This is a genomic window from Kushneria phyllosphaerae (assembly GCF_900312995.1).
In the GTDB taxonomy this organism is placed as follows: Bacteria; Pseudomonadota; Gammaproteobacteria; order Pseudomonadales; family Halomonadaceae; genus Kushneria; species Kushneria phyllosphaerae.
In genome coordinates this window covers 258,867-276,476 of record NZ_ONZI01000001.1, presented here as the reverse complement: position 1 = coordinate 276,476, position 17,610 = coordinate 258,867, and the positions used below count along the sequence as shown (strand labels likewise).

Below are 17,610 nucleotides of genomic sequence, written 5' to 3'. Positions count from 1 at the left end.
TATCTGCCGCAGGGGACAGCCTGAAAGGGGCGTGCATCAGCGGCTGGCCCACTGATCGATTTCGTAATCGACCGGGTCATGCGCCCGGCCGTCGGGCAGCTTGTCCACGGCTGCCTGCGGTACCACCGTGCCCACGCCGCGATAGCACACCTGCGGGCGGGTGCCGCGCTCGACCCGCAGGCCCTTGAGTTCGCTGCCATGGCGTTGGTAAAAGCGCGACACCGGGCTCTGGTCATCGTTGATGTCGCCAAAGATCAACACGTCTGCCGGGCAGGCTTCCACGCAGGCCGGGGCCATCGACTGTTCAAGACGATGGCTGCAGAAATCACACTTGTCGGCAATTTTTTGCACCGGATCGATATGCAGCGCGCCGTAGGGACAGGTCTTGATGCAGGATTCCCATTTATCGCAGGTGTCAGGGGCGATGCGTACGATGCCGTCCTCCTGGCGGCTGATCGCCCCTGAAGGGCAGGCCGTCATGCAGGGGGCATCAGCACACTGCATGCACAGGGTGGGTAAAAAGCTGCGCCGGGTCTCGGGGAAGGCGCCGTGATCGTGATAGAGCACCCGGGTGCGAAATACGCCCAGCTCGATATCATTTTCGACCTTGCAGGCGACCGAGCAGGCATGGCAGCCGATACAGCGCTCAAGGTCGACGGCCATCTGCCAGTGCGGTGATGGGGTGGTCATGGGCGATTGCCTGTTGCAGAACTCGTTTGAACACTCGAAACAGAAATCTTACCTGGAGTCAGCGCTAAAAAAGCAGAATTTAATGTAAATTCCTGTATCACACTGCCTGACTGTTGTCGGCGCGCGCAGGCTGCGACAATAATCGATCATCATTATCAGGAGACCCCCATGACCGAGCTTGCGCCCCTTCCCGAAAGCCTTCGCCAACAGCTTGTTGCCGTGCGCGACAATGCCTATGCGCCCTATTCGAACCATCCGGTCGGCGCGCTGCTGATCAGCGACAGCGGGACCGTCTATACCGGCTGCAATGTCGAAAGTGCCAACTACAAGGGCCTTTGTGCCGAAGCCGGCGCGATCGCGGCCATGGTGGCCCACGGTGAGCGCGAGATAAAAAGCATTCATGTCATCGGGCCGGGAGACGAACTCTGCACCCCTTGCGGTGACTGTCGTCAGCGCATTCGCGAGTTCGCCGCCCCCGATACCGAGATCGTGGTGGTCAACGGCCAGGGCCTGCCCCTCAAGCGCTACACCATGAACACCCTGCTACCGGACTCCTTCGGGCCGGAAAATCTTGGTAAGCCCTCGAAGATGGCGTAAGGCGATCCAGTCAGGGTGCAAGGCGAGTCAAAAGGGGAGAGTCAGCATGCGGCGAGAGGTGATGTGGACCGGTTGGGATCATCAGGGCAGTGAGCACCTCATCCTGCAGATCGGTACTGACGGCATCGAAGCCGACAGTCGCGTGGAGGGAATTCATGACGGCCTTGCCTTTCAGCTGACCTATCAGCTGCACCTTGATCCAGGCTGGCGGATACGCCGGCTGTCAGCGCGGCTGGACAGTGGGCGTGAATGTCATCTGTCAACCGATGGGCACGGCCAGTGGTGGTGCCCACAGCGGGGACATCTGTCGTCTTTGACCGGCTGTCTCGATATTGATATTGCGGCCACGCCCTTTACCAATACGCTGCCCATTCGACGACTGGCCCTTAGCCCGGGTGCCTCGGCCAGTCTGTCGGTCGCCCTGCTGTCCGTGCCGACACTAGGCCTTGGTGCTGCCCGACAGCGCTATACGTGCCTGTCGCCACATGGCTTTCGCTATGAAGGTCTCGACAGCGGCTTTACGGCGCAGCTGGACGTCGATGATCAGGGTCTTGTTCTGGATTATCCCGATACCTTTCGACGCTGGCCCTTGCCCTCCACGCCAGCCTGAGCCGGCGCGTGCGTTGAAGCGCAAGGTTGAAAAACAGTGTTGTACAAGTTGGGATAAACATGAACGATAATTGCCGCCCGCTGTCGTCGAAATGTCATACAAAAGCCGGGAAAAATGCTTTCATGGCCCGGGTTTAACGGTTACAAAAAATTATAATGTACAAGGCTTGTACATTGCTCGGCGCTATGACAAAGTGTGTCTACACGGTCAGCAGGGACGCTGACCCGGGATCGACAGGGACGTCGACCCGAATGGCGAGGAACGCCACGGCAGGGACTGCCGCAGACATCGGCCAGGATGGCCAAAGGCAAGGATAGCCAGACATATCGCCCAGGAAGGGCGGTAACACCACCAGGGAAGGACACAAGCCATGACACAATACATCTCCTGCACGCGCTGTGGTCACGACCAGCATACGCCGATGGATGCCTGCAAGGAGTGGGATGAGATTACCTGCTCCGAGTGTGGCGAATTTCTGGATACGGTAGGTCACTGGAATGATCTGCATTCTCCTTCTTTCGCCATGCAGACGCTGAACAAGTCCAGAACGCTGACACTCATGATGGCCCGCGAGAGCCGCCCCATCAACGATCAGCAGATCGGACAACGCGTCTCCGCCTGACCCCTTGGCGAACGCCACAGAATTTGCAAAATGCCGCCCTTCGAGGCGGCATTTTTTATGCCTGTCATTTGATGCTTGCCCACGCTTCTGACCTTGCGCTCACTCTTTTTCAAGACAGGTGCCCTTCAAGGCAGGCAGCCCTTCAGGCTCGTCGCTATAAAAGCACCCAGTCTGTGCCGGGCGCTGCTCGATGGTGGCGTCACAGAAATGATAGTGACATCACAGAGACGGCCGGGGCTTTAGAAGATCACCGGCAGTATCACCAGTACGAGCCCCAGAAGGCTGATGCCCCAGACCATCGAGCGAACATAGGGAATCCCCATGGCGTAGAGGGGTACGTAGACAATACGCGCCAGAAAATAGAGCCAGGCACCCCAGGCCGTCATTGCGCCCTCCTGTCCGCCTACATGCGCAATCAGGATGGCGCCGATAAACAGCGGCAGGGTTTCAAACAGGTTTTTCTGAGCCCGAAACAGTCGGCCGGTGATCACGCCCATCGGCGGGCCTTCCTTGTCGCGCGGGCCTGCGTTGTAGTCGAGGCCGGTCTCGCGATTGCGATACATCGCAGGCAGCATGATCTGAACAATGGCAAGCACCAGTGTCCAGCCCAGCAGGTAGAGTTCCATGGTCATGCGCGACTCCCGAAACGATCTGGATGATATGTCCCTTCCAGCGTAGCAGGCCCCCGGCGTACGGATGAGAAAGTGCATGGCGCTTTTATCGTTTTAAACGAGTATAAAACTCGCTTATTCATCATATCTGATCTAAAGCTGTCCACGTCGTGATAGGGTGCTGGACGGGCTTGTCACCAGCGTCACAGCAGCAGACGCTGACGTCCGGCAACATCGCGGGGCAACGCATTCACAGGGAGGAGAAAAATCATGACCGAGATTACGGAAAGGGCGGGGGGTTGTCTGTGTGGGCAGGTGCGCTTTACGGTTCGCCACGGCGGCGAAGTGCATGTCTGTCACTGCTCCCTGTGTCGCAAGGCCACGGGCGGGCCCATGCTGGCCGTGATCTGTGAAGGCGCCCCGGACTTTGACGATGCCTCACCGGTCGGCATCTATCACTCCTCCGATCATGGCGAGCGTGGTTTTTGCCTGCGCTGCGGCAGCCAGCTCTACTTTCGCCACACGCCGGACAATGCCTACGCGTTCACGGCCGGCACCTTTGATGACCAGGCCTCCATGGTCATGACCGATGAGATCTATATCAAGGACAAACCCGGCTTTTACGACTTTGCCAATGAAACGCGGCGCTATTCACAGGACGTGGACAGCGACCCTGTTCCACGTCAGAGCTAGTCGCACCACGGCCTGATTACAGTCGCCGGATCGGTGTGCCCGAAAGCCAGGCCTCGATGTTTTCGATGGCCTGGCCAAACCAGGTGCGGTAGTTGGTATCGCTGACGTAGCCCAGGTGTGGTGTGGCCAGAACGCTGGGCAGTCGGCGCAGGGGATGATCAAGCGGCAGGGGCTCGTGCTCGAACACATCCAGTCCTGCGCCAGCAATCCGACCTTCCTTCAGGACATCGATCAACGCGGTCTGATCCACAATGCCGGCGCGTGACGTGTTGATCAGAAACGATGAGGGTGGCATCCATTCAAACGCCTGACGGTCGATCAGGTGATGGGTACGCGCACTCAGCACCAGATGGATCGAGACGATATCGCTGGCACTCATCAGCGCCTTTTTCGACTCGGCAAACGTGACGCCGGCCTCCTCACAGCGTGCGGGGGTCAGGTGTTCGCTCCAGGCCATCACTTCCATATCAAACGCTTTCGCAATGCGCGCCATGCGCGTGCCGATTTTCCCAAGCCCGATGATCCCCAGCGTGCGACCGGCCAGTGTCATGCCGACCGTGCTCTGCCACGGCCCGCCGGTGGTCATGTGGTGATGTTCGGTAGTGACATGGCGCGTCAGCCCCAGGATCAGCGCCCAGGCGAGCTCGGCTGGCGGCGCCGGATGGCTGTCGGTCCCGCATACCGTGATGCCCTTCGCATGCGCTGCCTCGAGATCGACGGCGGCATTACGCATCCCCGAGGTGATCAGCAGCTTCAACTGCGGCAGGCGTGACAGTAACGGGGCCGGAAAGGCCGTGCGTTCGCGCATGATGACGATGACATCGAATCCGGTCAGCCGCTCGACCAGCGCGTCTTCATCATCAAGGTGGTCGTGAAAGGGGGTAACCACGACGCGCCCCTCAAGGCGCGACCAGTCGGCCATTGAGAGCGCCGCCTCCTGATAGTCATCCATGATGGCGCAACGCATATATGACCCTCCGGTAGTGACTGCTGCATGGGCGCTCGTCTACTGACGCGCGCGGCGCATGGGCATGTTATCGATGGTGTCGAACAGCTGGCGCGGGTCGACAAAGCCTTCCTGCTCTACCTTTTTACCCCCATCCTTGCCCACGAGCACCGTGGTGAGCGGGCCTTTCGCATTCAGTCCCAGCGAGGCGAGCAGGGCATCGGTTTCGGCCTCGGTCAGAGCCTGGTCGGCCTTCATGCCACTGCCGCCCTCTACGGTATAGAGCACCATGTCGCGATCATTAAAGGCGTCTCGCTGCGTCTCGACAATGCCGCGCATGCGTTCGTAATCCGGATTGTCGGCGCTCGGGGTCACCACGACCAGCGGGCGTGACTGCCACTTGTCGGCCAGCAGCGGGTTGGCGGCCGGGTTAATATCACCGGCCTGTGCCGTGGCTCCGGCCCCGGTCAGGACGGCGGCCAGCAGGGCCGGCATGATCCACTGTTTCATGAGATTCTCCCTGGTCAGGCGTTGGCATGGATGTTGTCCAGCATAGCGTTCGCCGTGATGATCATCACCCTGTCTCATTCAATATCATAAGGCCTTATTATGCAGCTGCGCTTTCTGGGCACCTCGGCCGGTGTCCCCACCAGAACCCGCAACGTCAGCGCGCTGGCGCTCACGGCTGAGGGTCAGCGGCGCTGGACACTCATCGACTGCGGTGAAGGCACCCAGCAGCAGTTGATGCGAACGCCGTTGAGTGCCGCCCGGCTTGAGGCCGTCTTCATCACCCATATCCACGGCGACCACTGCTACGGTCTGCCGGGGCTTTTGGCCAGCGCCTCGATGGCCGGACGTCAAACGGCACTGATCATTGTGGGGCCGCAGGCCGTGCGGGACTATCTCGAGGCGGTGACGACGACCACCGGCCTGCACCTCGGATTCGACCTGATCCATGTCGATGCGGCAACGCTTGTAGACAACCCTCTTACGCTTTCTGACATCACCGTGCGGACGGCGCGGCTTTCTCACGGCGTCGAGTGCTATGCCTACGCCCTTGAAGAGCGCCATGTCGAGGCCTCGCTTAACGTTGAACGGCTAAAGGCAGAAGGTGTGACGCCCGGGCCGCTGTGGGGGCGGCTTCAGCGTGGCGAGACGGTCATTGATGAACAGGGCCGGCAGCTGAGCGGCGCCGACTACCGCCTACCCGCGCGCACCCCACGGCGGCTGGTGGTGGCCGGCGACAACGATACTCCTGACCTTCTGGCACCAATCTGTCAGGACGCGGACGTGCTGGTGCATGAAGCGACCTATACCGAGGCGGTGATCGAGCAGCGGGGCACGGACAACGGCCACAGCAGTGCCGCGCGTATTGCCGCCTTTGCCGAAAGGGCAGGGCTTGCCCAGCTGGTGCTCACGCATTTCAGCCCGCGCTACGTGAGTCACCCGGGGGCTACGCCTTCCATCAGCGATATCGACGCCGAGGCGCGCGCGCATTTTGGCGGCGCCCTGATGCTGGCCGAGGACCTGGCGGTGTTTGACCTGTCGCGCGACCACCGGCTATATCGATGTGAATGAGGCCGGGCCCGGCTACAATGGGCGCTGACGCCTTTTTCATGATGCCCAGGAGCCCGGATGCCCCCCCGTCGTTTGATCATTGCCATTACCGGTGCCACCGGCTTTGTCTACGGCGCCCGCGCCCTGGAACTGCTCAGGCCGCTGGAGATCGAGACTCACCTGTTGGTGTCCAAGTCCGCCGAACTGACCCGACGCTACGAAACCGGCATCAGTCGCGAAGACCTTTTTGCGCTGGCCGATGAGGTCCATCCGGTGGGCGATATTGGTGCCTCACTGGCCTCGGGCTCCTTTCGCACGCTGGGCATGCTAGTCGCCCCCTGCTCGATCAAGACCATGTCGGAGATCGCCACCGGCACCACCACCAACCTGATTTCACGTGCCGCCGATGTGGTGCTCAAGGAGCGTCGCCGGCTGGTGCTGATGCTGCGGGAAACGCCGCTGCACCTGGGCCATCTGCGCACCATGACCACCCTGACCGAGATGGGCGCCATCATGTTCCCGCCGGTGCCGGCCTTCTACGCCCGGCCGGCCACGCTTGAGGAGATGGTCGATCACAGTGTGGCGCGCGCCCTCGATCTGTTTGATATTGATATCGACGGCATGCCGCGCTGGGGGGAAAACCTCCATCCGCCAGGCAAGGGCTGAGCATCAAACGCCAGACTCTGCCCGGGCGCCACGGTCCAGGTTTGAAGCAGGTCGCCTCGTGTGATCCGTACCGCCATGACATCATCCTCAGGGAGTCTCCCCATGAAAGCGTTTCTTTTATCCGGTGTGTTGGCGGGTACTGTACTGCTGGCGGGCTGCGCGGGGAGCGGTGGTCAGACGTCAGCCTCGGAGCGGGGTGACCGGGCGGCGCCGGTCGCCGGCGATCTGGCCAGCATTCGCTACGAGGTCGGCCCCTGCCACGGCTTCTGCCCGGTCTATTCCGTTGACGTTCTCGCCGATGGCACCACCACGTTTGTTGGCCAACAGCATACGCAGGTCTACGGCAAGCAGGCCCGGCAAAACGGGGAGCAGGCGTTGACCCGTCTTCAACGCATGCTGGCGCCCTGGCAGCCGGTGATGGCACAGCAGCGTGACACCCCCGACTGCGGCCCACGGATCACGGACATGTCGCATTACACCGTGACCTGGACCGGGCATGACGGGCGCCAGGCGACGCTTTTGCACGACGGCGGCTGCCGCTCGGCCAGCGCGCTGTCACTGACGCACCTGCTCCGTGAGGAAATTCCTCAAACGCTTGGGTTCTCGAACTGGATCGGCACGCCCGCGTCAAACGCAGTAACGACACCGGTCAACTGATGCAAAAGAAGTCCGATTTACCCACCAAAACCTGCCCGGTGTGTGGCCGTCCGTTTACCTGGCGCAAAAAGTGGGCGCGCAACTGGGACAGCGTGATCTACTGCTCCGAGCGCTGTCGACGCTCGAAATCATGAGGCGGCGATAAAAGCCGTGAGATAGTGACCAGAGTCATGACACTGTTATCTTCTCGTCATCGGGATGACATCCGTGCTCGCCATGCTGCGCCTGACAGATGCCATCCAAGGTCACGGAGTAACGCTCATGCTGGGTCTGACATCACGGGAAATGGAACGGCTCCTGCAGCGCGATATTCATCCGATGCACGTTGAGGGCAGCGACTGTATGGTCAGAATGCATGGTCGGGTCCTTCGATGTACTCCCCATGACCTGCACCGGCTGGCAGCACCCTCCCTGCGCGAGCGCATGCGCGGCCAGATCAACCGGCTCTCCAAAGCCTGAGTCACGGCCTTTCTTGATACACCGGCGCCTGAGCTGCTCAGGCGCCGGTTTTCTGCGTTGCATGACACCTTCAAGGTATGACGCAGCCCTTTTCAAAGGTATGAACAAGGGGTTTAGAGGATTAGAGTGGCGGCCGATATGCCTGTCCCGGAATTAGACATTCCTTAAATAATCGCTGTCAGCCAGCGGTCGCCGCTCTGGTACTATTTCTCATGCGAACCAAAAGTTATCTCCTGCGTCAGGGGCTTGTGCTCTTTGCCGCCACGCTTGTGATTCTCCTTTTGATCGCCGTGACCTGGGAATTCTGGCTGGAGGCACCGGCCTTTCGGCTGCTGGGCTGGGGCGAACCGCCGGATCTCGATATCATCTCACGCTGGCGCTTTATCCTGACCTGCACCGGGTTTGCCGCCATGGCCATGGTGGTGCCGTGGATGTTATCCCTGCGAGTGATCTGGCGGCTGCGTCATCGCTATCGCCAGCTGCTGGCGGCCCGGGCCCGCAGCCACCATCTGGCCCGTCACGACGCCCTGACCGATCTCATGAATCGACCCCACTTCATGACCCGCCTGCATGCTCGGGTCAGCCCGCTGCTGGAGCAGACCGCACTGCTGGTGATCGATCTGGACGCCTTTCAGAAAGTCAATGATGCTCATGGCAGTACGGCCGGAGACTACGCCCTGCGCCGTATTGCCGGGCGGCTGAACCAGGTTCAGACCGTCGGTGACCCGCTGCTGGGGCGACTGGGCGGGGACGAGTTCGTGGTGGCCCTGACCGGCGCGCTGAGTCGGCATGATCTTTTCGACCAGGCCCAGGCGCTACGGCGCCAGATACGCCAGCCGCTGGTCTGCGGTAACCGGCGCGAGTCGCTGGAGGCCACCATCGGCATTGCCATTGCGCCGCTCCATGCCACCTCGGCCGATCAACTGCTTGCCGCGGCCTATGACGCCATGCATGAGGCCAAACGCTGCGGTGAGAACATCCGGATGCAGGAAAACTGTCTGCCCGACGCGCAGCAGGCAGATGCCCATCGTGCTCAGCGCCTGCGCCAGGCGCTTGATGCCGGCGAGATCGTGCCCTTTTATCAGCCGGTGGTTGCCCTTTCCAATCGCAAGACGGTAGGGGTCGAGATGCTGGCCCGCTGGCAGCATCCCGAGCGCGGGCTGGTGCCGCCTGATGAGTTCATTCCGCTGATCGAAACCCTGGGGCTGATGCCAGAGATGACCCGACACCTGCTGGTCCAGGCGATGAGTGATGCCCGGCAGTGGCCCGGCGAATGCTTTCTGGCCGTCAACATCACGGCCTCGTATCTGGAAGATGAGGCGTTTGTCATGCAGATGGCAACATTGCTGAAGGCGCACGCGTTTCCGGCTGATCGTCTTGAGGTCGAAATTACCGAAAACGTGCTGATCGAGCGGCTGGACATCGTTCAGGAGAATCTGACCCGGCTGCACGATATGGGCGTGCGCGTATCGCTGGATGATTTTGGCACCGGCTATTCGGGGCTTTATCATCTGGCCCGGCTGGACGTCGACAAGATCAAGATTGATCGCTCCTTTTTCAATGCCGAAGAAATTCGCCAGGACAATCTGGTGCGCATGATCATTACCATGGGTCGGTCACTGGGCATGGGCGTTGTGGCCGAGGGCATCGAGGACGAGCGTCTGGCCGAACATCTGGCGCAGCAGGGCTGTCACTTCGGGCAGGGCTATCTCTTCGGTCGCCCGATGCCGGCGCAGGCACTGCGTGAGCACCTCATGTCCGGTTCTCATGAAGCGGCCCGGCTGGATACTGGTGACCTGACTGGCCCCGACGACTTCTCTGATGAAGCGCGTGACACTGGCGTGCGCATCGAGGCCGAGATACGTGGGCCGGAAGATATTCGGGTATAACGAGTGTTTGCGCCACGAGTGGGAGAGGACAATGGCACGCGCATCGCATGACATGCAGTTCTGGCGCCATCCGAACCTGTCCTGGCTGGAGGCGCGTCTGACCCGTGATGCACGGGCGGTGCATTATGCTCGCCACAGTCATGACACCCTGTCGCTGGGGGCCGTACTGGGCGGACAGAGCCACTACGAGTACTGCCACGACGGGCGTGAGCATGTCGTGCCGGTCTCGCGCGGAAGCGTGGTGGCCATGAACCCGGGCGAGGTCCATGCCTGTAATCCGGGCGATGACACACCCTGGTCCTACCTCATGCTCTACATCGACCCACAGTGGCTGGCACAGCGTCAGCCGGATGCTCAAGGGCGCTTTTGTCCGCTGTCACGGCGCGTCAGTCGCAACCCGGGGCTCTATCAGGCGCTGTCCGCACTGGCTGCAAGTCTGTTCGAGTCAGGCCATCTGCCGCATGCCGACGAGATTGAGGGCGTGATCGGTCAGGCGCTCGAGGTGCTGGGAACGTCACCTCAAAGCAGAACGGGTGAAGGCGAAGTCGCCGCTCGTGCAGCGGCGTTTATTCGCCAGCACTGTCTGTCGCCACTGAGTCTTGAGCAGGTGGCCCGCGCCGTCGGATGCTCGCGATTTACCCTGATTCGAGGCTTTCGCCGTGACTACGGCATCACGCCCCATGCCTTTTTGATCGATTGCCGCATCCGCTGTGGCCAGCATGCGCTCAAGCGCGGTGCAGATATCGCCGAGACGGCGCTGAGCTGTCGCTTTGCCGACCAGGCGCACTTTCAGCGCACCTTCAAGCGGCTGACGGCGGCAACCCCACAGCAGTACCGCCAGGCGACATCAGCCCCATGGCCAGCGCGCTGGCCATCAGCAGCGCTGCCATTATCCGATTGAGCCTTCTCAGGTGGTGCGGTCGGGTCAGCCGTGTCCCCAGCCAGCTTCCCATGGCCGCCCAGGTCGTGATGCTGACGTAGCACAGGATAAAAAAGAGGATGGCCAGCACCGCGATGCCAAAACCATCCCGGGTATAGGCACTGATGGCCGCGGCAGACGCCACCCACGCCTTGGGGTTGAGCCACTGCATCAGCGCACCGTGCCAGAATGAGGGTGCCGTCGCGGGCACGGTGGCCACTTCCCGGCCGGTCGACATGATCAGTATCGTGGCCATGTAGAGCAGAAAGGCCACGCCCACCCAGCGCAGTATTACACCGGTCAGCGGTACCTGTTGAAACAGCGACTGCAGCCCCAGCCCGACCAGCACCAGCAGCAGGGTAAAGCCGATGCTCGCCCCCGTGACATGGCGCAGGCTTTGTCTGAAACCGTGATTGAGTCCAGCGCTCAGCGCCATGATATTGACAGGCCCCGGCGTCAGCGAGGCGGCCAGCGCAAAGGCGGCCATGGAGAGCAACAGGGTAGAAGACAAGACAGACACTCCCGGGTCGTTGATGCCTTGAGACTGGCATCAACGCGCGATCGGGTATTGAACAATATTGCCTGCCGTTCAAGGGCGTCGAGGCCCCTGCCAATGTTTGAGGCGCCACCAAGGTCTGGATTGTCGGTTCAAGCGGGAACGCCAATGCTTGAGGCTTTCTTTCTTCTGCAGAGGGCGCGACATGAATGGGCAATCAGAGGGTGCAGACAGCGTATTGACCGACGAGATGCGTCGCCGGCTTCTCAAGGGCATGGGGGCGGCCGCTGGTGCCGTGGCGTTTTATCCGCTGTTTTCGGCCGGCAGTGCGATGGCCGCTTCCAATGGCGGTGGCGTCAGTGGCGCGCAATACGTCTATGTCGGCACCTATACCGGTCCCAATACGGCGCCGGGCGGTGTGGCGCCCAGCCAGGCCCGGGGGATTTATGTGTTTCGCATGGATCCGGCGCAGGGCGCGCTCACCCCGTTGCAGGTCATGGACGCCGAAAACCCTTCCTTTCTGGCAGTCTCGCCGGATCGTCGCTATCTCTACAGCGTCAACGAGCTTGGACCGGATGCGGCCGGTAAACCGCAGGGACGGGTAAGCGCCTATCGCATTGACCCTGCCAGCGGCGAGCTTGCCTTTATCAATACCCGACCCACGCAGGGCAGCTGGACCTGTTATTGCTCGGTACATCCTTCCGGACGCTATCTGTTTGCCGCCAACTACGGCACCGGCAGCTTTTCGGTCTTCCCGCTGGGGGATAATGGCGAGATCAGGGAGATGAGCGATCTGGTCGAGTCACCGCCCAATGGGCTGGGGCCGGACGGCGTGCGTCAGGAAGGGGCGCATGCCCACATGATGATCACGGGGCCGGGCGGCCATCACGTCTTTGGCATTGATCTGGGCGCGGATCGGCTGCTGGCGTTCGAGCTGGACATGGGCAGCGGCAGGCTCTCGCCGGGGCCGGTGCCCTATGCCAACGTGGCTTCGGGCAGCGGCTGTCGGCATATGGTCTTTCACCAGCAAAAACCTTATGCCTATGTGCTCAATGAGCTGTCTTCCACCGTGGATGTCTTCGATTTCTACCCTGAGCGCGGTAGTTTCATTCAGACCCAGTCGCTGTCGACCCTGCCGGCGGACAGTGAATTCGGCCGGCCGGTGTTCAACCCCGATAACCCGGGCGAGGTGCCCACGGGCAGCAATACTACCGCCGAGCTTCGAATCCATCCGCAGGGAAGTTTCCTCTACGCCACCAATCGCGGCATGAACAGCATTGCCACGTTTCGGGTGGACGAGGACAGTGGCCAGCTGATCAATACGGGCTGGGTGTCCAGCGGCGGCGAGATCCCGCGGGGCATGAATCTGGACCCATCGGGGCGTTTTCTCTATGTCGGCAACCAGAACAGCGACACCATCAAGGTGTTTAACATTCACCCGCAAAAAGGAACGCTGGAAGGCCCGGTCCACACGATCAGCTCGCCAGTGCCGGTTGATTTTGCCTTCAATGCTGTCAGTGGCTGATCGAAGGTCGATGACGGGTTAACGCTCAAAAGGCGCCGTTGCGATCAACGGCGCCCATCAGTGTCAGCCACGACACAGCGCCAGCATCAGCGCGATTCTGGCCTTCACCGGCGAGAGATCCGCCATGACCGGGAAGCTGGCGTCAGGGCCGGGCAGCAGCCGCCCTTCGTTGCAGCGTGCCGCCACGCTCACCCTGATTCCGGCAGCCTGAGCCCGAAGAGCCGCCTGCTCAAGATCGCGATGCAGACTGGCATTGCCGGTAGCGCCCAGCACGATACCGGCCACTGCCTCACCGGCACCGTTCTGTCGCTCACGCACGAGGGTATCGATCAGCGCGCCGCTGGCGCCGGCATGACTGAGCACGATTTCCACACGAGGCCAGTGCCCGGCACCCGGCACCGTCATCGGCTCGCTTGAGAGTCGGCGCGGCCAGGGCCGCAGCTGGCGCGGCTTGCCTTCCTCCACGTAACCGATGGGGCCGGTATCACCGGAGCCAAACGCGTTCAGGCGATAGGGGTGCGTCTTGCTGACCGCTACCGCGTCGTGAATGTCACCGGCACAGACTACCGTGACCCCTGCCGCATCAACCGTTGCCGCTACGGCCAGCGCGTCGCGCAGATTCTGTGGGCCATCCGGCATCAGGGCAGTCGACGGGCGCATGGCGCAGGCCAGCACGACGGGTTTTGGGGAAGAGAGCACCGAGTGCAGAAAAAACGCCGTCTCCTCGACGGTGTCGGTGCCGTGCGTGATAACCACGCCTGCGACGTCATCGTGGGCCAGCCAGTGCTCGCAGCGCTCATGCAGCGCCTGCCAGGTCGCGGTGTCCATGTCCTTGCTGTCGAGCTGAGCGACCTGCTCGGCGTGCAGGGCAAAGCCTTCCGGCGCGGCAATGCCCCCCAGCAGAGCCTCCACGGACACCGTGCCTGCGGTGTAGCCAAGGTTGGCCCCGGCCTGTGGGGAAGAACCGGCAATGGTGCCGCCGGTGCCGAGCACCACGAGGCGACGTGATCCTGTCGATGAAGGGTGTGTCATGAGGGCTGCTCCCTGATTGCTAGCCATAAAAGATTACCAGCCGTAAAAGCGGGGCCAGAGCTCGATGCCACCGTCAGGGCGCAGGGCGCCGTATTGCGGATGCTGGGCACCGGTGGCACAGGCGTGGTTGGGCAGAATACGCAGGCGCGTGCCGATGGGGAAACGTTGTTTGATGTCGTGATCGATGCAAAGCGGAAACAAGGATAATTTGACGTATTGTGTAGAATTAAACATTATGTCAAAAAATGGTGATGGCGGCCCCTTCATGATTCAAAAAACACTAGAGCAGCGACTGCTGCTTGAACAGCTCAAGCAGACGGCAGAGGGCATTGCCAAAACCTTTGCTCCGTTTTGCGAGGTGGTGCTCCATGACCTGCTGGACCCTTCGCACGCCGTACTGGCCATCCACAATAACCTTTCAGGACGTGAAGTTGGTGACCCGGCCACCGAGCTGGGGCTGGCCCGCATTCAGGACGCGGATGTCGAGCAGGTCATCGCCAACTACCCCAACAGTTTCCCGGATGGCCGTCAGGTCAAGAGTACGTCGATCGGCATCAAGGACAGCGAAGGCCGCTACATTGCCGCGCTGTGCATGAACATCGATCTCAGCGTGTTCCAGGGCTTTCAGGGCATGCTGAACCAGTTCGTGGATATTCAGATGACGGCGCCCGCGAAAGAGACGTTTGATCCCATGGGGGCAGATGCCATCCGCGACCGGATCAATCAGTTTGCAGCGCGCCTGGCCACCACGCCCCGCGCGCTCAAGGCAGAAGATCGCCGTACGCTGGTCAAGGAGCTCAAGGCCGCGGGGCTGCTGGAGTTGCGTCGGGCGATGGAAATTGTCGCCGCCCACCTGGGCGTTTCCCGGGCCTCGGTCTACGGCTATGCGAAATAGCGGCGGTATCCGGATTGAGATGCGGTAGAGACACTGTGCTGTTGCAAGCAATGGCGTTTTTGCAAACAAAAGCCGCGCCCGGCGCGGATATCAACCCGTGTGGAACGGCTGACAGGCCGAGAGAGGAGTCTCATGAACCATCTTCCCACCTTTGACGATGTTCTCGCTGCATCAAGGCGACTCGAGGGCCACGCACGCCGAACCCCGGTGATGACCTCGCGTACCCTAGATGACGCCATGGGCGCGCAGGTGTTTTTCAAATGCGAAAACTTTCAGCGCATGGGCGCCTTCAAATTCCGGGGCGCCTTCAATGCGCTCTCAAAATTCAGTCCCGAGCAAAAGCGTGCCGGCGTGGTGGCGTTCTCTTCCGGCAATCACGCCCAGGCCATTGCACTGTCTGCCAGGATTCTGGGAATCCCGGCCACCATCGTTATGCCCCAGGATGCCCCGAAGGCCAAGGTCGACGCCACCAAAGGCTATGGCGGGCACGTGGTGATGTATGACCGCTATACCGAAGACCGGGAGCAGATTGGCCGCGACCTGGCCGAGCAGCAGGGCCTGACGCTGATCCCGCCCTATGATCACCCCGATGTGCTGGCGGGGCAGGGCACGGCCGCCAAAGAGCTGTTTGAGGAAGTTGGCGAGCTGGATGCGCTGTTCGTTTGTCTGGGCGGCGGTGGCCTGCTGGCAGGCTCTGCGCTGGCCACCAGGGCGCTGTCACCGGACTGCAGGGTCTATGGTGTCGAGCCCGAGGCAGGCAACGATGGGCAGCAATCGTTTCGCAGTGGTCAGATCGTTCATATCGACACCCCCAAAACCATTGCCGATGGTGCACAGACCCAGCATCTGGGCCAGATCACCTTTCCGATCATCCAGCGTGATGTCGACGACATCCTGACCGCCACGGACGCCGAGCTCATTGAGTGCATGTCGTTTCTGGCCGAGCGCATGAAGCTGGTCGTCGAACCCACCGGCTGCCTCGGTTTCGCTGCCGCGCGGCAGATGAAAGACGAGCTCAAGGGCAAGCGTATCGGCGTTATTGTCAGCGGTGGCAACGTCGACATGGCGAGATTCGCCAGTCTTTTGAGCACCTGATGCTCGTGACAATCTGATCGTGAGTGGCCCGCCACCGGGCCGCTCATTTCCCTCTCGACCCGCAGGGCTTCGATCCTTCCTGATCGACGGTCAGGAGCGCTCTTGTCCCTTGAGAAAGGACCCCTCAGGACATGTTTATCGATAAAGGAAAGGACCGTTCATCATGAATCAAGCCGTTCACCATCCCGAACTTCGCTGTGAGAACAGCTCGGAAATTTCCCGTCCCGGTGGACATTACTCCCATGTCTGCATGGGCGCCGGCCAGGTCTTTATCTCCGGTCAGCTCCCGATCCGTTCGGATGGGTCGCAGCTCAATGACGCCTCCTTCGAGGATCAGGCCCGCCAGGTGCTGGCCAACGTCGATGCCTGCCTGGCCTGCGCAGGTGTGGAGAGAAAAAACCTGATGCAGGTGCGCATTTACGTTACCGATATCAACAACTGGCCGGCGTTCAATGCACTTTATGCCGAGTGGCTCGGAGCGCATCGCCCGGCGCGCGCGGTCGCCGGCGTGGCCCAGCTGCACTTTGGTTTCGCCGTTGAGGTCGAGGCCGTCGCACTGCTATGAGTCGGGCTTTGTAGCACTTTTGGATCACGAGCCGGCACCGGCCGGCTTCTCATGAGCGGTGCCTTCAGAAAATGCGCCGGTCAATGCCGAGGGTATCCATCAGCCGCGTGGCGATCTCCTCGACCGAGTAGTTGGTGGTGTCCAGGTAGGGGATGCGCAGGCGGCGATAGAGCGCCTCGACCTCGGACAGCTCCAGCCGGCACTGCCTGAGGGAGGCATAGGTGCTGGCAGTGCGACGCTCGTTGCGAATGGCGGCGAGCCGGTCGGCGTTGATGGTCAGTCCAAACAGCTTGCCACGCTGATCGCGCAGTGCAGGGGGCAGCGCCAAGCGGTCCATGTCATCGGCAATGAAGGGGTAATTGGCGACCCGCAGACCGAACTGCATGGCCAGATAAAGGCTCGTGGGCGTTTTGCCGCAGCGCGACACGCCGATCAGAATAACCTGTGCCTGCTCGAGATGGCGCAGTGACAGGCCATCGTCATGGGCCAGGGCATAATCGATCGCGGCGATGCGCTCGTCATAGCGCGCCACGTTGCGCTGGTTGAGCCCGTGGGTGCGGTGCAGCGTCGGATGCGGCGCCATGTTGAGCTCTTCGCTGAGCGGGGCGATAACCGATTCAATCACGTCGTGACAAAAGCCGTGGCTCGACAGAATGATCTGGCGGATTTCATCGCTGACAATCGAGTAAAAGACGATGGGTCGCTCGCCGGTATCGGCAAAGATCCGGTCGATACGCTCACGAATTTCATTGGCGCGTTCCCGGGTGTCGACAAAGGGCCAGGTACGCTGGGTAAATTCCGTATCAAACTGGGAGAGAACGGCGTGGCCCAGCACCTCCATGGTAATGGCGGTGCCATCGGAAATATAAAACACTGTTTTTGGCATAAGAGCCTCTCTTCCCGACATAAAAAAACGCGATTTATCAAACATTAAACCACGGCAGCGGTCAAAATGGTGCAATGCTATTGCGACCTTATTTGTCAAATTTGCGCATGCACTACAAAACTTGTAGTGGTTTTTTGTGCCGCCATTTTTTCTGCTTTTTCCTTTATTTTCAGATCGCTTAATGCCGTTGTTAAGACTTT

The 17,610-nt window shown here is 61.0% G+C and carries 23 protein-coding genes; 15 read left to right on the top strand and 8 right to left on the bottom strand.

Features of this window, described 5'->3' with window-relative positions; translation table 11 throughout:
- Nucleotides 1-36 precede the first annotated feature (36 nt).
- The gene (locus KSP9073_RS01215; RefSeq protein ID WP_108841139.1) at nt 37-690 is read right to left on the bottom strand and encodes a 4Fe-4S dicluster domain-containing protein; all 654 of its coding nucleotides are present in this window, start codon (nt 688-690) and stop codon (nt 37-39) included.
- 168 nt (nt 691-858) lie between these two features.
- On the opposite strand from KSP9073_RS01215, the gene cdd reads away from it, so the two are divergent.
- The 3 genes from cdd (at nt 859) to KSP9073_RS01200 (ending at nt 2,519) form a co-directional block, all read left to right on the top strand.
- Complete coding sequence (cdd, locus tag KSP9073_RS01210) at nt 859-1,287, top strand: cytidine deaminase (protein WP_108841138.1); 429 nt, start codon at nt 859-861, stop codon at nt 1,285-1,287.
- Between the two features lie 46 nt (nt 1,288-1,333).
- Complete coding sequence (locus tag KSP9073_RS01205) at nt 1,334-1,897, top strand: putative glycolipid-binding domain-containing protein (RefSeq protein WP_108841137.1); 564 nt, start codon at nt 1,334-1,336, stop codon at nt 1,895-1,897.
- Nucleotides 1,898-2,267: 370 nt separating this feature from the next.
- The gene (locus KSP9073_RS01200; protein ID WP_108841136.1) at nt 2,268-2,519 is read left to right on the top strand and encodes a hypothetical protein; all 252 of its coding nucleotides are present in this window, start codon (nt 2,268-2,270) and stop codon (nt 2,517-2,519) included.
- Nucleotides 2,520-2,758: 239 nt separating this feature from the next.
- Here the strand turns inward: KSP9073_RS01200 and KSP9073_RS01195 are convergent, their stop codons facing one another.
- Complete coding sequence (locus KSP9073_RS01195; protein ID WP_108841135.1) at nt 2,759-3,151, bottom strand: MAPEG family protein; 393 nt, start codon at nt 3,149-3,151, stop codon at nt 2,759-2,761.
- Between the two features lie 249 nt (nt 3,152-3,400).
- Here KSP9073_RS01195 and KSP9073_RS01190 point away from each other — a divergent pair, with 249 nt between their 5' ends.
- Nucleotides 3,401-3,823: a GFA family protein gene (locus tag KSP9073_RS01190; RefSeq protein ID WP_108841134.1), complete on the top strand. Its 423-nt coding sequence runs from the start codon at nt 3,401-3,403 to the stop codon at nt 3,821-3,823.
- A gap of 16 nt (nt 3,824-3,839) precedes the next feature.
- Here KSP9073_RS01190 and KSP9073_RS01185 read toward each other — a convergent pair whose 3' ends face one another.
- Together KSP9073_RS01185 and KSP9073_RS01180 are read right to left on the bottom strand one after the other, a co-directional pair.
- Entirely contained in the window at nt 3,840-4,790 is a 951-nt protein-coding gene (locus KSP9073_RS01185; protein ID WP_108841133.1) for a D-2-hydroxyacid dehydrogenase family protein, read from the bottom strand.
- Nucleotides 4,791-4,829: 39 nt separating this feature from the next.
- Nucleotides 4,830-5,279 carry a DUF4174 domain-containing protein gene (locus KSP9073_RS01180; protein ID WP_165814118.1) on the bottom strand — a complete coding sequence of 150 codons (450 nt, stop codon included), beginning with the start codon at nt 5,277-5,279 and terminating at the stop codon, nt 4,830-4,832.
- Nucleotides 5,280-5,378: 99 nt separating this feature from the next.
- On the opposite strand from KSP9073_RS01180, the gene KSP9073_RS01175 reads away from it, so the two are divergent.
- The 7 genes from KSP9073_RS01175 to KSP9073_RS01145 all read left to right on the top strand — a co-directional run bounded on the left by KSP9073_RS01175 (nt 5,379) and on the right by KSP9073_RS01145 (nt 10,898).
- A complete protein-coding gene (locus tag KSP9073_RS01175) occupies nt 5,379-6,347 on the top strand; it encodes a ribonuclease Z (RefSeq protein WP_108841132.1) in 969 nt (322 codons plus the stop codon).
- 57 nt (nt 6,348-6,404) lie between these two features.
- Complete coding sequence (locus KSP9073_RS01170) at nt 6,405-6,992, top strand: UbiX family flavin prenyltransferase (protein WP_108841131.1); 588 nt, start codon at nt 6,405-6,407, stop codon at nt 6,990-6,992.
- A 102-nt stretch (nt 6,993-7,094) separates the two neighbouring features.
- Complete coding sequence (locus KSP9073_RS01165; RefSeq protein ID WP_108841130.1) at nt 7,095-7,649, top strand: DUF6438 domain-containing protein; 555 nt, start codon at nt 7,095-7,097, stop codon at nt 7,647-7,649.
- Nucleotides 7,649-7,783, top strand: a complete 135-nt coding sequence (locus KSP9073_RS17850) for a DUF2256 domain-containing protein (protein ID WP_108841129.1) — start codon at nt 7,649-7,651, stop codon at nt 7,781-7,783. Before KSP9073_RS01165 ends, KSP9073_RS17850 begins: the two co-directional genes overlap by 1 nt.
- A 127-nt stretch (nt 7,784-7,910) precedes the next feature.
- Nucleotides 7,911-8,108, top strand: a complete 198-nt coding sequence (locus KSP9073_RS01155) for a hypothetical protein (protein WP_133240961.1) — start codon at nt 7,911-7,913, stop codon at nt 8,106-8,108.
- A gap of 212 nt (nt 8,109-8,320) precedes the next feature.
- On the top strand, nt 8,321-9,997 hold the full coding sequence (locus KSP9073_RS01150) for a putative bifunctional diguanylate cyclase/phosphodiesterase (RefSeq protein ID WP_108841127.1): 1,677 nt from the start codon (nt 8,321-8,323) through the stop codon (nt 9,995-9,997).
- A 31-nt stretch (nt 9,998-10,028) separates the two neighbouring features.
- Nucleotides 10,029-10,898: a helix-turn-helix transcriptional regulator gene (locus tag KSP9073_RS01145; RefSeq protein WP_165814117.1), complete on the top strand. Its 870-nt coding sequence runs from the start codon at nt 10,029-10,031 to the stop codon at nt 10,896-10,898.
- On the opposite strand, the gene KSP9073_RS01140 is transcribed toward KSP9073_RS01145, so the two are convergent.
- Nucleotides 10,798-11,427 carry a LysE family translocator gene (locus tag KSP9073_RS01140; RefSeq protein ID WP_243409063.1) on the bottom strand — a complete coding sequence of 210 codons (630 nt, stop codon included), beginning with the start codon at nt 11,425-11,427 and terminating at the stop codon, nt 10,798-10,800. The genes KSP9073_RS01145 and KSP9073_RS01140 overlap by 101 nt on opposite strands.
- A gap of 190 nt (nt 11,428-11,617) precedes the next feature.
- On the opposite strand from KSP9073_RS01140, the gene KSP9073_RS01135 reads away from it, so the two are divergent.
- Complete coding sequence (locus KSP9073_RS01135) at nt 11,618-12,937, top strand: lactonase family protein (RefSeq protein ID WP_108841124.1); 1,320 nt, start codon at nt 11,618-11,620, stop codon at nt 12,935-12,937.
- Nucleotides 12,938-13,000: 63 nt separating this feature from the next.
- Here the strand turns inward: KSP9073_RS01135 and KSP9073_RS01130 are convergent, their stop codons facing one another.
- Together KSP9073_RS01130 and KSP9073_RS01125 are read right to left on the bottom strand one after the other, a co-directional pair.
- On the bottom strand, nt 13,001-13,969 hold the full coding sequence (locus KSP9073_RS01130; RefSeq protein WP_108841123.1) for an asparaginase: 969 nt from the start codon (nt 13,967-13,969) through the stop codon (nt 13,001-13,003).
- Between the two features lie 33 nt (nt 13,970-14,002).
- The gene (locus KSP9073_RS01125; protein WP_243409062.1) at nt 14,003-14,170 is read right to left on the bottom strand and encodes a hypothetical protein; all 168 of its coding nucleotides are present in this window, start codon (nt 14,168-14,170) and stop codon (nt 14,003-14,005) included.
- A 64-nt stretch (nt 14,171-14,234) separates the two neighbouring features.
- Between KSP9073_RS01125 and KSP9073_RS01120 the strand changes: the two genes are divergently transcribed.
- The 3 genes from KSP9073_RS01120 to KSP9073_RS01110 all read left to right on the top strand — a co-directional run bounded on the left by KSP9073_RS01120 (nt 14,235) and on the right by KSP9073_RS01110 (nt 16,524).
- Nucleotides 14,235-14,864, top strand: a complete 630-nt coding sequence (locus KSP9073_RS01120; RefSeq protein ID WP_108841973.1) for a helix-turn-helix transcriptional regulator — start codon at nt 14,235-14,237, stop codon at nt 14,862-14,864.
- Between the two features lie 132 nt (nt 14,865-14,996).
- The gene (locus KSP9073_RS01115) at nt 14,997-15,959 is read left to right on the top strand and encodes a threo-3-hydroxy-L-aspartate ammonia-lyase (RefSeq protein ID WP_108841122.1); all 963 of its coding nucleotides are present in this window, start codon (nt 14,997-14,999) and stop codon (nt 15,957-15,959) included.
- Nucleotides 15,960-16,122: 163 nt separating this feature from the next.
- Nucleotides 16,123-16,524: a RidA family protein gene (locus KSP9073_RS01110; RefSeq protein ID WP_108841121.1), complete on the top strand. Its 402-nt coding sequence runs from the start codon at nt 16,123-16,125 to the stop codon at nt 16,522-16,524.
- Between the two features lie 64 nt (nt 16,525-16,588).
- Here the strand turns inward: KSP9073_RS01110 and ppsR are convergent, their stop codons facing one another.
- Nucleotides 16,589-17,410, bottom strand: coding sequence for a posphoenolpyruvate synthetase regulatory kinase/phosphorylase PpsR (gene ppsR / locus KSP9073_RS01105; protein ID WP_108841120.1), 822 nt, complete (start codon nt 17,408-17,410; stop codon nt 16,589-16,591).
- Nucleotides 17,411-17,610: the final 200 nt, after the last annotated feature.

Coding starts and splice junctions, on each gene's coding strand:
- KSP9073_RS01185 (WP_108841133.1), bottom strand. CDS start 4,790: ATGCGTTGCGCCATCATGGATGACTATCAGGAGGCGGCGCTCTCAATG.
- KSP9073_RS01195 (WP_108841135.1), bottom strand. CDS start 3,151: ATGACCATGGAACTCTACCTGCTGGGCTGGACACTGGTGCTTGCCATT.
- KSP9073_RS01115 (WP_108841122.1), top strand. CDS start 14,997: ATGAACCATCTTCCCACCTTTGACGATGTTCTCGCTGCATCAAGGCGA.
- cdd (WP_108841138.1), top strand. CDS start 859: ATGACCGAGCTTGCGCCCCTTCCCGAAAGCCTTCGCCAACAGCTTGTT.
- KSP9073_RS01135 (WP_108841124.1), top strand. CDS start 11,618: ATGAATGGGCAATCAGAGGGTGCAGACAGCGTATTGACCGACGAGATG.
- KSP9073_RS01175 (WP_108841132.1), top strand. CDS start 5,379: ATGCAGCTGCGCTTTCTGGGCACCTCGGCCGGTGTCCCCACCAGAACC.
- ppsR (WP_108841120.1), bottom strand. CDS start 17,410: ATGCCAAAAACAGTGTTTTATATTTCCGATGGCACCGCCATTACCATG.
- KSP9073_RS01205 (WP_108841137.1), top strand. CDS start 1,334: ATGCGGCGAGAGGTGATGTGGACCGGTTGGGATCATCAGGGCAGTGAG.
- KSP9073_RS01150 (WP_108841127.1), top strand. CDS start 8,321: ATGCGAACCAAAAGTTATCTCCTGCGTCAGGGGCTTGTGCTCTTTGCC.
- KSP9073_RS01190 (WP_108841134.1), top strand. CDS start 3,401: ATGACCGAGATTACGGAAAGGGCGGGGGGTTGTCTGTGTGGGCAGGTG.
- KSP9073_RS01145 (WP_165814117.1), top strand. CDS start 10,029: ATGGCACGCGCATCGCATGACATGCAGTTCTGGCGCCATCCGAACCTG.
- KSP9073_RS01130 (WP_108841123.1), bottom strand. CDS start 13,969: ATGACACACCCTTCATCGACAGGATCACGTCGCCTCGTGGTGCTCGGC.
- KSP9073_RS17850 (WP_108841129.1), top strand. CDS start 7,649: ATGCAAAAGAAGTCCGATTTACCCACCAAAACCTGCCCGGTGTGTGGC.
- KSP9073_RS01180 (WP_165814118.1), bottom strand. CDS start 5,279: ATGAAACAGTGGATCATGCCGGCCCTGCTGGCCGCCGTCCTGACCGGG.
- KSP9073_RS01215 (WP_108841139.1), bottom strand. CDS start 690: ATGACCACCCCATCACCGCACTGGCAGATGGCCGTCGACCTTGAGCGC.
- KSP9073_RS01170 (WP_108841131.1), top strand. CDS start 6,405: ATGCCCCCCCGTCGTTTGATCATTGCCATTACCGGTGCCACCGGCTTT.
- KSP9073_RS01110 (WP_108841121.1), top strand. CDS start 16,123: ATGAATCAAGCCGTTCACCATCCCGAACTTCGCTGTGAGAACAGCTCG.
- KSP9073_RS01165 (WP_108841130.1), top strand. CDS start 7,095: ATGAAAGCGTTTCTTTTATCCGGTGTGTTGGCGGGTACTGTACTGCTG.
- KSP9073_RS01200 (WP_108841136.1), top strand. CDS start 2,268: ATGACACAATACATCTCCTGCACGCGCTGTGGTCACGACCAGCATACG.
- KSP9073_RS01155 (WP_133240961.1), top strand. CDS start 7,911: ATGCTGGGTCTGACATCACGGGAAATGGAACGGCTCCTGCAGCGCGAT.
- KSP9073_RS01120 (WP_108841973.1), top strand. CDS start 14,235: ATGATTCAAAAAACACTAGAGCAGCGACTGCTGCTTGAACAGCTCAAG.